The organism is Patulibacter minatonensis DSM 18081 (assembly GCF_000519325.1).
Classification (GTDB): Bacteria; Actinomycetota; Thermoleophilia; order Solirubrobacterales; family Solirubrobacteraceae; genus Patulibacter; species Patulibacter minatonensis.
Map to the genome: position 1 here is coordinate 4933552 of NZ_KI912613.1, position 12829 is coordinate 4946380.

General features: G+C 74.3%; 10 protein-coding genes. 6 read left to right on the plus strand and 4 right to left on the minus strand.

The annotated features are described in order from the left end of the window. Positions 1-6: 6 nt before the first annotated feature. The 4 genes from PATMI_RS32735 (at position 7) to PATMI_RS0123180 (ending at position 5879) form a co-directional block, all read left to right on the plus strand. A complete protein-coding gene (locus PATMI_RS32735; RefSeq protein ID WP_051472193.1) occupies positions 7-1416 on the plus strand; it encodes an MFS transporter in 1410 nt (469 codons plus the stop codon). Between the two features lie 288 nt (positions 1417-1704). Then, the gene (locus PATMI_RS32740; protein ID WP_036726317.1) at positions 1705-3084 is read left to right on the plus strand and encodes an FAD-binding oxidoreductase; all 1380 of its coding nucleotides are present in this window, start codon (positions 1705-1707) and stop codon (positions 3082-3084) included. 114 nt (positions 3085-3198) lie between these two features. Further along, on the plus strand, positions 3199-4443 hold the full coding sequence (locus PATMI_RS0123175) for an acyl-CoA dehydrogenase family protein (protein ID WP_026912625.1): 1245 nt from the start codon (positions 3199-3201) through the stop codon (positions 4441-4443). Between the two features lie 146 nt (positions 4444-4589). Next, positions 4590-5879 carry a cytochrome P450 gene (locus PATMI_RS0123180; RefSeq protein ID WP_026912626.1) on the plus strand — a complete coding sequence of 430 codons (1290 nt, stop codon included), beginning with the start codon at positions 4590-4592 and terminating at the stop codon, positions 5877-5879. 64 nt (positions 5880-5943) lie between these two features. Here the strand turns inward: PATMI_RS0123180 and PATMI_RS0123185 are convergent, their stop codons facing one another. The 3 genes from PATMI_RS0123185 to PATMI_RS0123195 form a co-directional block, all read right to left on the minus strand. Further along, positions 5944-7110 carry a CaiB/BaiF CoA transferase family protein gene (locus PATMI_RS0123185; RefSeq protein ID WP_026912627.1) on the minus strand — a complete coding sequence of 389 codons (1167 nt, stop codon included), beginning with the start codon at positions 7108-7110 and terminating at the stop codon, positions 5944-5946. A 58-nt stretch (positions 7111-7168) separates the two neighbouring features. Continuing rightward, complete coding sequence (locus tag PATMI_RS0123190; RefSeq protein WP_026912628.1) at positions 7169-7933, minus strand: SDR family NAD(P)-dependent oxidoreductase; 765 nt, start codon at positions 7931-7933, stop codon at positions 7169-7171. Positions 7934-8100: 167 nt separating this feature from the next. Next, positions 8101-9282 carry an acyl-CoA dehydrogenase family protein gene (locus PATMI_RS0123195; protein WP_026912629.1) on the minus strand — a complete coding sequence of 394 codons (1182 nt, stop codon included), beginning with the start codon at positions 9280-9282 and terminating at the stop codon, positions 8101-8103. Between the two features lie 135 nt (positions 9283-9417). Between PATMI_RS0123195 and PATMI_RS0123200 the strand changes: the two genes are divergently transcribed. Next, the gene (locus PATMI_RS0123200) at positions 9418-10704 is read left to right on the plus strand and encodes an ATP-binding protein (RefSeq protein ID WP_084270195.1); all 1287 of its coding nucleotides are present in this window, start codon (positions 9418-9420) and stop codon (positions 10702-10704) included. Between the two features lie 11 nt (positions 10705-10715). Here PATMI_RS0123200 and PATMI_RS0123205 read toward each other — a convergent pair whose 3' ends face one another. Then, the gene (locus tag PATMI_RS0123205; protein ID WP_026912631.1) at positions 10716-11594 is read right to left on the minus strand and encodes an aldo/keto reductase; all 879 of its coding nucleotides are present in this window, start codon (positions 11592-11594) and stop codon (positions 10716-10718) included. A gap of 194 nt (positions 11595-11788) precedes the next feature. On the opposite strand from PATMI_RS0123205, the gene PATMI_RS0123210 reads away from it, so the two are divergent. Beyond that, positions 11789-12790, plus strand: a complete 1002-nt coding sequence (locus tag PATMI_RS0123210; protein ID WP_211241780.1) for a type III polyketide synthase — start codon at positions 11789-11791, stop codon at positions 12788-12790. The last annotated feature ends 39 nt before the right edge of the window (positions 12791-12829 follow it).

A 12829-nucleotide genomic window follows, 5' to 3' on the forward strand; every position in this document is an offset into this window, starting at 1 on the left:
CGGTGCATGCCCTCCACCAGCCCCGCCCCCTCCCGCGTCCTGACGGTCGCCGCCCTCGGCGCCGGCGTCGCGTTCGTCGACGCGACCATCGTCAACGTCGCGTTCCCCGACATCGGCCGCGACTTCCCCGGCGTCTCCCTCGACACGCTCTCCTGGGTCCTGAACGCCTACAACATCGTCTTCGCCGCGCTGCTCCTGCCCGCCGGGCGCCTGGCCGACGTCCTCGGACGCCGGCGCATGTTCACGATAGGCGTGCTCCTCTTCACCCTCGCCTCGGGCCTCTGCGCCGTCGCACCCACCCTCCCGGTCCTGATCGGCGCCCGGGTGCTCCAGGCCGTCGGCTCGGCGATCCTCGTGCCCGCGTCGATGGCGCTGGTCGTCCAGGCCTACCAGCGGACGTCCCCGGCACGCGGGATCGCGCTGTGGAGCGCGATCGCCGCGCTGGCGGCGGGCCTCGGCCCGTCGCTCGGCGGACTCCTCGTCGAGGTCGACGGCTGGCGCCTGGCGTTCCTCGTCAACCTGCCGATCGGTGCGCTCGTGCTCGCGCTGACGCGGGGATCGATCCCCGAGAGCCGCGGCACCGACCGACGGCTCCCCGACCTCGTCGCGTCCGGCCTGATGGCGCTCTCGACCGCGAGCCTGACGCTCGGCATCGTCGAGGGCTCCGACTGGGGCTGGGACAGCCCGGCCGTCCTCGGCAGCTGGGTCGCGGCCGTCGTCCTCGGGCTCCTGGTCGTCGTGCGCGGCCGCGGTCGCGGCCGGGTGGCGCTGATCGACCCCCAGCTCGTCCGGGTGCGCTCGACCGCCGTGGCGAACGTCCTGACGGTCGTCGGCGCGGCCGGCTTCTACGGCTACATCCTCGTCAACGTCCTGTTCCTCACGACGATGTGGCACTGGTCGGTCCTCGACGCCGGCCTGGCGCTCACGCCCGGGCCGATCGTCGCCGCGGCCGTCGCCGGCCCGGCCGGCCGGGTCGCCGAGCGCGTCGGCGCGTTCCCCGTCATCGCCGCCGGGGCGCTCCTGTGGGCCGCCGGGATCGCGGTGCTCGTCACGGCGGTCGGCACGACGCCCGACCTGCTGGGCGAGTGGGTGCCCGCGATGCTCTTCCTGGGCGTCGGCGCGGGGACGTGCTTCCCGGTGATCGGCGGCGCGGCGGTCGCCGACGTCGACGCGGCCCGGTACGCCACGGCGACGGGCCTGAACTCGATCGCGCGGCAGCTCGGCGCCGTGATCGGGGTGGCCGTCGTCGTCGCCATCATCGGCGTCCCGACCACGCCCACCGCTGCGGCCGCCGCCTTCGACCACGCGTGGGAGTTCGCGGCGGGGTGCTTCGTCCTCGTCGCCCTGGGCTCGCCCGGCCTGCGGGTCCGGCGGGCGCGCGCCGCCGCCCGCCGCCGGGGGCTCGCCGAGGCCTGATCGTCGGTTGCCGGCGGGGGTCCGCCGAGGCCTGAACATCGGTCGCCGGTCCGCCCCGGCGATCACGCGCACGAGCGCCCGCCGGTCCGGCGGGCGCTCGTCGTCGTTCCGCCGGTGCGCGTCGTCGTCCCGCGGCCCCGAGGCGTCCGTCCGCGCGGGACGTCGGGTCCCGGCGGGACGACGCCGTCCGCAGACCACGGCTCCGCCGCGGTCGTCGGCCGTCGTCGCCGCGACAGGAGGGGCAACCCCCCGATGCCGCCCGGTCACGCCGGGGCCAGGATCCTCGGCATGTCCACGATCACCGCCCCGCCCACCACCCTCGACCTCGGCGCCGCCCTGCGCGAGTGCTGCACCGGCCCTGTCTCCTGCCCCGGCGATCCGGGGCACGACGAGGCCCGCCAGGCCTGGAACCTCTCCGTCGACCAGCGCCCCGAGGCCGTCGTCCGGGCCCGATCCACCGCCGACGTCGTCGCGACCGTCGAGCTCTGCCGGGCACGCGGGCTGCGGGTCGCGCCCCAGGCGACCGGCCACGGCGCCGCAGCCCTCGGCCCCCTCACCGGGGCCGTCCTCCTGCGCACCGACCTGATGCGCGACGTCGCCGTCGACCCGCAGGCCCGGACCGTCCGCGTCGCCGCCGGTGCCCGGTGGGACGACGTCCTCGCGGCGTCGGCGCCCCACGGTCTCGCGCCGCTGGCGGGCTCGGCCGGCGACGTCGGCGTCGTCGGCTTCTGCCTCGGTGGCGGCCTGTCGTTCCTCGGCCGCCGGCACGGCCTGGCCTGCGGCGACGTGCTCGGCGCCGACGTCGTCCTCGCCGACGGGTCGCTCGTCCACGCCCGGGCCGACGACCACGCGGAGCTGCTCTGGGCCCTGCGGGGCGGCAGCGGCGCGTTCGGCGTCGTCGTCGCGCTGGAGCTCGCCCTCCACCCCGTCCCCGAGCTGTCGGCCGGCGCGCTGTTCTGGCCGATCGAGCGGGCCCGCGAGGTCCTCGGGGCCTGGCGCGACTGGTGCGCCGTCGCCCCGGAGTCGATCAGCACCTCGGCGCGCCTCATGCGCTTCCCGCCGGACCCGGCCCTGCCCGAGCCGCTGCGCGGTGCGGCGCTCGTCGTCGTCGACGGCGCCTTCGTCGGCCCCGCCGCGGACGCGGAGGCCGTCGTCGCACCCCTCCGGGCGATCTGCCCGATGCTCGACACCTTCGGCCCCGCCCCGCTCGAGGCGCTGACCCAGCTGCACATGGACCCGCCCGTCCCCGTGCCGGCCATCAGCACCCATGCGCTGCTCTCCGAGGCCGACGACCACGTCCTCGACGCGCTCGTCGCGACCGCCGGCGCCGACAGCGGCACGTCCGCGACCGTCGTCGAGCTCCGGCAGCTCGGTGGGGCGCTGGCCCGGCCGACCGGCGTGGGCGCCCAGCGCACCATCGACGCGGGCTTCCTGTTCTTCGCGCTCGGCGTCCTCGGCGGCCCCGCCGACCCCGCGACGATCGGGACCGACCTGACGGCGATCGCGGCGCGCGTGGCGTCGCGCGCGGTCGGGACGTTCCCGAACTTCGTGGAGTCCCCGGACGGCGACGTCGCCCCGGAGTCGAGCGTCGGCGATCGGCTCTCCGACATCAAGACCCGGCTGGACCCGGCGGGCGTCGTCCAGGCGGCGCACGCGCCGCGCCGCTGACCCCGGACGTCCGGTCGGCACCGCGCCCGGACGGGCCCCGACCTCCCCTTCCGGGGTGCCGATCTCGCCCCGGCGGTGGATGCGCCGGGCGCGCGGATCCGCCAAGGTGCTCCTATGGCCACCGCCCCGCCCTCCGTCGCCCCCGACCGCACCCAGGACCGCATGTGGCACGACGTGCTGCTGCCCGACGACGTCAAGGACGTGCGGGCCGACGTGCGCGCCGCGGTGGCCGAGCACCTGGCCCCGACGGCCCGCGAGATCGGCCGGCAGCTCGAGACCCCGGACGCCTTCCCGTGGACCGCCTTCCGCGGGCTCGCGTCGGCCGGCGTCTTCGCGTACCCGTTCGAGGGCGAGCACGGTGCCGGGCTGACGCACCGCAACCTCGGCACCTGCATCGCGACGGAGGAGATCGCCTACGAGAGCTCGAGCCTCGCGGGCGTCTACGACGGGCAGTGCATCCTCGTCGCCCAGACGCTGCGCTGGGCCGAGGACCACGTCAAGGCCGAGCTCCTGCCGAAGCTCATCTCCGGCGAGCAGGTCTTCTCCTTCGCGACCACCGAGCCCGACGCGTCGTCCGACCTCACGCCGTCGGCCCTGAAGACCGTCGCCACGCGCACCGCCGACGGCTTCACCGTGACCGGCCGCAAGCGTTGGATCACGAACTCGATCGTCGCCGACTACGTGTGCATGCTCTGCCGCGACGGCGAGGAGGACGCGTGCACGATGCTGCTGATCCCGCTGAAGGACAACCCCGGCGTCACGATCGGTCCGCCCGACACGAAGATGGGCCACCACGGCCAGATCACGGCCGACATCGTGCTGGAGGACGTCCACGTCCCGCACGACCACTGCCTCGGGCAGCCCGGCCGCGGACTCGGCGTCGCGCTCGGCTCGCTCGCCGCCGGCCGCGTCGGGATCGCCGCCGCCGGCGTCGGCGTCGCGCAGGCCGCGCTCGACCTCGCCGTCCAGCGGGTCCGCGAGCGCAAGCTGTTCGGCAAGCTGATCGGCGAGATGCAGCACTGGCAGTACCGCCTCGCCGCCCACGCGACGGAGATCGAGTGCGCCCGCTCGCTCTACCAGAAGGCCGCGATGCGGATGGACCTCGGCGACCGCTCCGGCGAGCCCGAGGCCTCGATGGCCAAGAGCTACGCCACCCGCCTGGCCAACGACGTCGCACGCGACGCCCTGCAGGTCCACGGCGGCTACGGGTTCGCCCGCCAGATGGGCGCGACGGGCGAGACGTACCGCCTGGAGGAGATCTACCGCGACGCGAAGATCCTCGAGATCTTCGAGGGCGCCAACGAGGTCCTGCAGTGGGTGATCGCGCGGCACCTGATCGGCCGCGACGTCACCGGCTGAGCCCGCCGACCGGGCCGACCGGGCCGGGCGGGCCGGGCGGGCCGGCTCCCGGTCGCCCGCCCACGCCCGGTGTCCCCCGGGAGGAACGCGCATCTCCCTCCCGCGGGCGATGGCGGACGCCGGTCACAGACGCGAGACTCGGCGGTATGAGCACCACCCTCAACAACGCCGACGGCAAGTCCTGGCCCGCGGACCTCGACCTCGCGGCCCGCACCTTCTGGGAGCGCCCCTTCGCCGAGCGGGAGAAGTCCTTCGCGAAGCTGCGCGCCGAGCACCCCGTCTCCTACCACCGCGCCTACGAGAGCTCGCTGCTCCCGCCCGACGAGGACTCCCCCGGCTTCTGGGCGATCACGAAGTTCGAGGACTGCCGGCGGGTCTCCCGTGACGTCGAGTCGTTCGTCAGCGGCCAGGGCGTGCTGATGGAGGACGTGCCGGAGGTCGTCACCCTCGCGACGACGTCGTTCCTCGCGATGGACGGCCCGGAGCACCGCCAGGTCCGCGGCATCGTGTCGCAGGCGTTCACGCCGCGGAAGGTCAAGCAGATCGAGGGCTGGATCAACAGCGAGGCCAAGGGGCTCGTCGACGACATCATCGGTCTCGGCGAGGGCGACATCGTCGACCTCTACGCCAAGATGCTGCCGGGCCGCATCTTCGCGTTCTTCTTCGGTGTGGACGCGGGCTCCGAGGAGATGCACACCATCATGGAGGCCGCCGAGCGCATGCTCGCGTGGGACGACCCGAACTGCGCTCTGGGCCGCGACGCCCTGACGACGTTCGCGGAGGAGGCCGACCGGATCCAGGAGGTCGCGATGGCCCGCGCCGACCACTTCCGCGAGCACCCGGCCGAGAACCTCGTCTCGTGGGTCGTCAACGCGAAGTTCGAGGATCGCGTGCTGGAGGACTGGGAGATCGCGGCGTTCTTCTCGCTGCTCGGATCCGCGGCCAACGACACGACGCGCCACTCGATCGGCCACGCGTTCCGCCTGTTCCACGAGCACCCGGACCAGCTCGAGCTGCTGAAGGAGGACATGGAGGGCCGCCTCGACGGCGCCGTCGAGGAGATCCTCCGCTACGTCTCCCCTGTGCAGCACTTCCGCCGCACCGCGGTCAAGGACGCCGTCGTCGGCGGCCAGGAGATCAAGGCCGGCGACAAGCTCGTCATGTGGTACTGCTCGGGGAACTACGACGAGGACGTCTTCGAGGACCCGACGACGTTCGACATCCTCCGCTCGCCGAACAAGCACCTCGGCTTCGGCGCCGGCGGCCCGCACTTCTGCATCGGCTCCGCGCTCGGCCGCCAGATGATCAAGGCGACCCTGCGCGAGGTCTACACCCGCATGCCCGACCTCCACCTCACGGCGGAGCCCGAGCTGCAGGTCAACAACTTCATCAACGGCATCCACGCGGCACAGGCCGCCTGGACGCCGTCGAAGTAGACGCGGCGGGGCGCGGCCGGTCGCGGCACGCGCCCCTGGCCGACCTCTCGGCCGGTCGCCTGGATCAGGCGGCGGGCGGCTGGTAGATCGTCCCGGCCTCGCGGAGCCGGTCGATCGTCTCCGGCGGGACGCCCCAGGCGGCCAGCGCCTCGACCGTGTCCGCCCCCGGCGCCGGGGGTGCGGTCGGCGGGTCGGGGGTCGTGCGGGAGAACCGCGGCGCCGGCCCCGGCTGGGGTGTTCCGCCGACGTCGACGAACACGCCGCGCTCGACGTTGTGCGGGTGCCCCGGGGCCTCCGCCAGGTCCAGCACTGGCGCGTAGCAGGCGTCCGTCCCGCCGAGGATCTCGTCCCACTCGTCGCGCGTGCGCGTGGCGAACGTCCGCTCGAACGTGGCGCGCATCGCCGGCCACGCCGAGCGGTCGTGCTGGTCGGCGCACTCGGGCGCGTCGGCCAGGCCGAGCAGGTCGATCAGGAGCGCGTAGAACTGCGGCTCCAGCGCGCCGACCGACACCCAGCGGCCGTCCTTCGTCCCGTAGACCGCGTAGAACGGTGCGCCGCCGTCGAGGATGTTCGACGAGCGCTCGAGGCGCTGCTGGCCCGCGGCGTGCAGGCCGAAGAACGCGGTCATCAGGCTGGCCGCGCCGTCGACCATCGTCGCATCGACGACCTGTCCGCGGCCGCTGCCACGGGCCTCGAGGATCGCGCTGACGAGCCCGAGGGCGAGGTACAGGGACCCACCGCCGAAGTCACCGACGAGGTTCAGCGGCACGACGGGCGCGGCGTCCGGATCGGGGCCGATCGCCGCGAGCGCCCCGGAGAGCGCGATGTAGTTGATGTCGTGCCCGGCGTCCTTCGCCATCGGGCCGGTCTGGCCCCAGCCGGTCATGCGCCCGAACGCGAGCCGCGGGTTCCGCGCCAGGCAGACGTCCGGTCCGAGTCCGAGCCGCTCCGCGACACCCGGGCGGAATCCCTCGATCAGCGCGTCCGCCCGCTCGACGAGGTCGAGCACCACGGCGGTGCCCTCGGACGACTTCAGGTCGACCGCGATCGACCGGCGGCTGCGGTTCAGGACGGCCAGCTCGAGGCCGCCCGGTCCGTCCCGCTTCGCCGCGTCGACCCGTTCGACACGGACCACGTCCGCACCGAGGTCGGCGAGCAGCATCGCGGCGAACGGCCCGGGACCGATGCCGGCGAGCTCCACGATCCGGACGCCGTGCAGCGGCCCCGGCACGCTCAGGTCCTCTCGCCGACGCGGGCGACGCGGCCCGCGCGGCCGGTGCCGGCGGCGATCATCGGGGTGCCATCCGCAGCGCGCCGTCGAGGCGGACGGTCTCGCCGTTGAGCATGCGGTTGGTGACGATGTGCTCGACGAGGTCCGCGTACTCGGTGGGACGACCGAGCCGCGCCGGGTACGGCACGCTGCCGCCGAGCGCGTCCTGCGCCGCCTGCGGGAGCCCGGCCAGCATCGGGGTCTCGAACAGGCCCGGGGCGATCGTCACGACGCGGATCGCGTGCGCCGCCAGCTCGCGGGCGATCGGGAGCGTGAGCCCGACGACGCCGCCCTTCGACGCGGCGTAGGCGACCTGCCCGATCTGCCCCTCGTAGGCGGCGATCGACGCGGTCTGCACGAGGACGCCGCGCTCGCCGTCGTCGTCCGGGTCCTGCGCGGCGATCTCCGCGGCGGCGAGGCGCTGCGCGTTCAGCGTGCCGAGCAGGTTCACCTTGATGACGGACTCGAACTTCGCGAACGGCGTCGCCGAGCCGTCGCGGCCCAGGAGCTTCGCCGGCGTGCCGAGGCCCGCGCAGACGACCGAGATCCGCAGGCCGCGCGGGGCCTCCTTCGCCCGCTCGATCGCGTCGGCCACCGACGACTCGTCGAGGACGTCGGTCTTCACACCGATGCCGCCGATCTCGGTGGCCAGCGCCTCCGCGCGGTCCTCCGCGAGGTCGGCGACGACGACGTGCGCGCCCTCGGCGGCCAGGCGACGGGCCGTGGCCTCGCCCAGTCCCGAGGCTCCGCCGAAGACGATCGCGCCGGTTCCCTTGATCTCCATGTGTGCTCCTTCGCTGTGGGTCGAAGCTCCGCGCCGGGCGTCCGGCGCGCAGGTCGGTTCGTGGCCCCGGATCGGGTCACGGGCGCGCGCGGACTCGCCGGCGCCGGGGCTCCCCCGCCGGGCGTGCGTCGCGACCGGGCCGTCGTGCGACGGCCGGACCGGTGGGCTCAGGCCGCGCGGGTCGCGCGGATCGACGCCGCCGCGCCGTCCTTCTGCAGGTGACGGCTGATGACCATCCGCTGGATCTGGTTGGTGCCCTCGAAGATCTGCATGATCTTCGCCTCGCGCATGAAGCGCTCGAGCGGGAACTCCGTCGTGTACCCCGCGCCGCCGAGCACCTGGACCGCGTCGGTGGTGACGCGCATCGCGGCGTCGGTGGCGACGAGCTTGGCGACCGACGCCTGGCGTGCGAACGGCCGCCCCAGGTCGCGGCGGCGCGCGGCGTCGAGCAGCGTGGCGCGGGCGGAGTCGACCGCGGCGGCCATGTCGGCGAGCAGGAACCCGAGGCCCTGGTGCTCGATGATCGGCTTGCCGAAGGTCTCGCGCTCGCCGGCGTAGGCGACGGCGTGGTCGAGCGCCGACTGCGACAGCCCGACCGCGGCGGCCGCGATACCGAGGCGGCCGGAGTCGAGCGCCGACAGCGCGATCTGCAGACCCTGGCCCTCGTCGCCGATCCGGCGCTCCTCGAGGATCTCGACGCCGTCGAGCTCGATCGTCGCGGTCGTCGAGCCCGTGAGGCCCATCTTCGACTCGGCCTTGCCGGCGGACAGCCCGGGCGCGTCCCCGGGGACGAGGAAGCAGGAGATCCCGCGCGAGCGGTGGTCCGACGTGCGCGCGAAGACGGTGTAGAAGTCGGCCTCGCCGCCGTGGGTGACCCACGCCTTGGAGCCCGTCAGGCGGTAGCCGGTGTCGGTCCGCTCCGCCCGGCAGCGCATCGCCGCGGGGTCGGACCCGGCGTCGGCCTCCGACAGGCAGTAGCCGCCCAGGAGCGTCCCGCCGACCATGTCGGGGAGCCAACGCGCCCGCTGCTCGTCCGTCCCGAACGTCGCCAGCGGGTAGCACGACATCACGTGCACGGACACGCCGACCGCGACGCTCGCCCAGGCACCCGCGAGCTCCTCGAGGACCTGCAGGTAGACCTCGTACGGCAGGCCTGCGCCGCCGTAGGCCTCGTCGTACGGCATCCCGAGCATCCCGAGCTCGCCGAGGTGCCGGAACGTCGACCGCGGGAAGGCGTGCTGGGCCTCGGCGTGCGCGGCGTTCGGCGCGAGCTCGCCCGCGGCCAGCTCGCGGGCCATGGCCACGAGCTCCTCGGCCTCGCCGGAGGGCAACAGTCGGTCCGCGCTCATACGGCGCAGTGTACTGCCGGACGTACGGGAGTACAGTCAGCCGATCGGCGGGTTGTTCACCTCCTCCCGGAGGAGAGGCCCGCCGGGCGACATCCGCCCCTGATCCCTGGACCCGTCCTGCGACACTTCACGACGATGGCGGCCCCCGCTCCCGGCTCGTTCCACGCCCGCATGGTGGAGCGCCACCCCTCGATCCCGCGAACGGTGGTCTCGAAGGCGGCGATGACCCGCATCTCGCGCGTGATCGAGTCGGTCGCCGAGACCGACGGGCCCGCGACGGTGCTCGTCGGCGGGTTCCAGTACGAGCGGTACTGGCGGAGCGCGTCGGAGCGCTACGCCCGGAGCGGGGTGACGACCATCGCCCTCGCCCGTCCGGGGCGGACGCGGACGACGACGACCGGCGGCGCGTTCGTCCCCGTCCCGGCGGGCCATGCGCTCGAGTCCGAGTGGTTCGTGGTCGCGCTCGGCCCGTCGGTGAGCGTGGTGCTGAGCGGGCTGGACCGCGGCGAGGCGCGCACCACCGGACCGGCGCAGGACGCCCGCACGTTCGACGTGGTCCTGAGCACCGACCCCGGCGCCGTGCACGCCGCGCTCGACCTCCTCGTCGCCGACCCGGCGCTGCCGTTCCCCGACGAGGCCCGTCGCGCGCTCGTCGATCGCGCCCGCGAGCGCTCGGACCTGCCCGCGCCCGCCCCGGATCCGAGCTTCGCCGACCGCATGCTGACCGCCCTGCTCGAGCAGGCCGACCACGACGTCCGGCGCCTCCAGGAGCGCGACGCGGCGCGCGACCACGTCATGACCGAGATCAGCGACCACGAGCGCCGGCGCCTCGTCGAGGTCGTCCACGACGAGAGCCTCCAGCACCTGCTCGCCGCGCACCAGGACCTCGAGGAGCTCGAGGAGGTCGGACCCGACGAGCCGCCCCCGATCGACCTGCAGGAGACCCGCGCCACGCTGGAGGAGGGCATCCAGCACCTGCGCGCGGCGCTCGCGGGGACCCTCGACGACGCCGCGCCGGACGGGCTCGGCGAGCCGCTCAGGACCGTCGCCGCGCGCGCGGCCCGCCGCGGCGGGTTCGAGGCGACGGTCTCGGTCGATCCCGCCGCGGCCGGCCTGTTCGACGACCACGTCGTCTCCTGCGCACGCGAGGCCCTCGTCAACGCCGCCAAGCACGCGCGGGCCCGGCGCGTCGACGTGACGGTCGTCCGCCGCTCATCGCCGGACGAGATCGTGGTGGTCGTCGAGGACGACGGCGTCGGGATGACCCCGGACGCGCTGCGCGAGGCGCGCGAGGACGGACACCTCGGTCTGACCCTGTCGCGCTCGCGCATCGAGCAGGTCGGCGGCACCTGGTCGCTGAACTCCGCCCCGGGCGAGGGCGTCCGCGTCCGGGCGACGATCCCGGTCCCGATGGCCGCCTGACCGGGGGCCGGTCAGGCCTCGGGGATCTCCTTGCCGAACGCCTCCAGGGTCACCTGCTCGGGCTCCGGGCCACCGCGCCTGCCGGTCTCCAGGCCGTCGAGCGCCGCGACCTCGTCGGCCGTGAGCTCGAAGTCGAAGACGTCGAGGTTCTCACCGATGCGGTGCGGCTTCGTCGACTTCGGAATCACCTGGCGGCCGTGCTGGAGGCCCCAGCGCAGCATCACCTGGGCGGGCGACTTCCCGTGCTCCTCTGCGACGCCGACGATGGTCGGGTCCTCCAGGGCGCTGGCGTGGCCGCTGTCGCGGTAGAACGTGATGCCGCCGATCGGCGACCACGCCTGCGACACGATCCCGCGTTCCTCGCCGAACGCCAGGACCTCGGCCTGCTGGAAGAACGGGTGGATCTCGAGCTGGTTGACGGCGGGCACCACGTTCGCGCGGTCGAGCAGCGTCGTGAGGTGGTCGACCATGAAGTTTGAGACCCCGATCGCGCGGACCTTCCCCTGCTCGAGCAGGGTCTCGAGCGCGCGGTACGCCTCGAGCGTCCGCTCGAAGTCGGAGGGGAGCGCCTGGTGCAGGATGAAGAGGTCGATCTGGTCGACCCCGAGCTTGCCGGCGCTCTTCTCGAACGCGTGCAGGGTCTCGTCGTGGCCGTAGTCGGAGATCCAGACCTTCGACTCGATGACGATGTCGGCGCGGTCGACGTCCGAGGCCGCGATCGCCTCGCCGACCTCGCGCTCGTTCCCGTACGCGGCGGCGGTGTCGATGTGGCGGTACCCCTGGTCGAGCGCCGAGGTCACGGCGGCCCGGGTCTCGTCGGGCGGCGTCTGGAAGACGCCGAGCCCGAGCGCGGGGAGCTGCACGCCGTTGTTCACGGTGATGGTGTCCATGGGGTGATCCTCGCTGGTCGCAGACGTCGGCCCGTGGGGATCGGGGGTTGGTCGACCGCCGCAGAGGGCAGAGGTGCACGATGAGCTCGCGCGCCGCCGGCGAACCCCCCGGCGGGTCCGGACCGTTGCCCCGGACCGTCCCGCGGCCCGCCGCGGTCCCGACCGTCGTGGGGTTCGGGTCGGCCTTCCCGCCCGTGCGCACGCAGACCGAGCTGTGGAACGGCTTCTTCCGCGACCACTTCGGCGGCCGGTCCGTCCCCGAGCAGATCTTCATGAACAGCGGCGTCGACTCCCGCCACGGCATCGTCGACCCGTTCGTCGAGGACGTCCGCGAGTGGGGCACCGAGAAGCGGATGCAGCGGTTCCAGCAGGAGGCCCTCCCCCTCGGGCTACGCGCCGTCGAGGCGTGCCTGGAGGACGCCGGCGTCGACCGGTCGGACGTCGGCCAGCTGACCGTCGTCTCGTGCACGGGGTACGGCACGCCCGGCGTCGACGTCCTGCTGGCCCGCGACCTCGGCCTCGGCGACGACGTCCAGCGCCTCCACATCGGCCACATGGGCTGCTACGCCGCGGTCCCGGGCCTCGCGACGGTCGCCGACGCCACCGCCGCCCGCGGGAAGGTGTCGATCATGCTCTGCCTGGAGCTCACGTCGCTGCACCTGCAGCCGCCGACCCGGGACCTCGAGCAGGTCGTCGCGCACGCGCTGTTCTCCGACGCGGCCGTCGCGGTGGCGGTCGTCCCGGACGCACCGGAGGGCTTCGAGGTCCTCGACGTCGTCGCGCGGACCGCCGTCGAGCACGCGCAGCTCATGCGCTGGGACGTCACCGACCTCGGGTTCAGGATGGGCCTCTCGTCGAAGGTCCCGCGGGTGCTGGAGGAGCACGTCGCCGGCGTCGTCGAGGAGCTGCTCGCGCCCCGCGGCCTCACCGCCTCCGACGTCGCGGGCTGGGCCGTCCACCCAGGCGGCCCGCGCATCATCGACGTCGTCTGCGAGCGCCTCGGCCTGCCCGAGGAGGAGCTCGAGGAGACCGCCACGATCCTGCGCGAGCACGGCAACTGCTCGTCGCCGACGGTCCTCATGGTGCTCGAGCGGATCCGTGCCCGACGCGACCTGAAGGACGGCGACCCGGTCGTGTTCATGGCGTTCGGGCCGGGCCTGACGCTCTACGCGGCGCTCCTGCGGTACCGGGCCTGAGCGCCGCCGGGGAGGAGCGGCCCCGGTCGCGGTGTCGAG

Bases quoted from the DNA above. Each gene is read 5' to 3' on its own strand.
- PATMI_RS0123175 (WP_026912625.1), top strand. From the start codon at position 3,199: ATGGCCACCGCCCCGCCCTCCGTCGCCCCCGACCGCACCCAGGACCGC.
- PATMI_RS0123195 (WP_026912629.1), bottom strand. From the start codon at position 9,282: ATGAGCGCGGACCGACTGTTGCCCTCCGGCGAGGCCGAGGAGCTCGTG.
- PATMI_RS32740 (WP_036726317.1), top strand. From the start codon at position 1,705: ATGTCCACGATCACCGCCCCGCCCACCACCCTCGACCTCGGCGCCGCC.
- PATMI_RS0123180 (WP_026912626.1), top strand. From the start codon at position 4,590: ATGAGCACCACCCTCAACAACGCCGACGGCAAGTCCTGGCCCGCGGAC.
- PATMI_RS0123190 (WP_026912628.1), bottom strand. From the start codon at position 7,933: ATGGAGATCAAGGGAACCGGCGCGATCGTCTTCGGCGGAGCCTCGGGA.
- PATMI_RS32735 (WP_051472193.1), top strand. From the start codon at position 7: ATGCCCTCCACCAGCCCCGCCCCCTCCCGCGTCCTGACGGTCGCCGCC.
- PATMI_RS0123205 (WP_026912631.1), bottom strand. From the start codon at position 11,594: ATGGACACCATCACCGTGAACAACGGCGTGCAGCTCCCCGCGCTCGGG.
- PATMI_RS0123200 (WP_084270195.1), top strand. From the start codon at position 9,418: ATGGCGGCCCCCGCTCCCGGCTCGTTCCACGCCCGCATGGTGGAGCGC.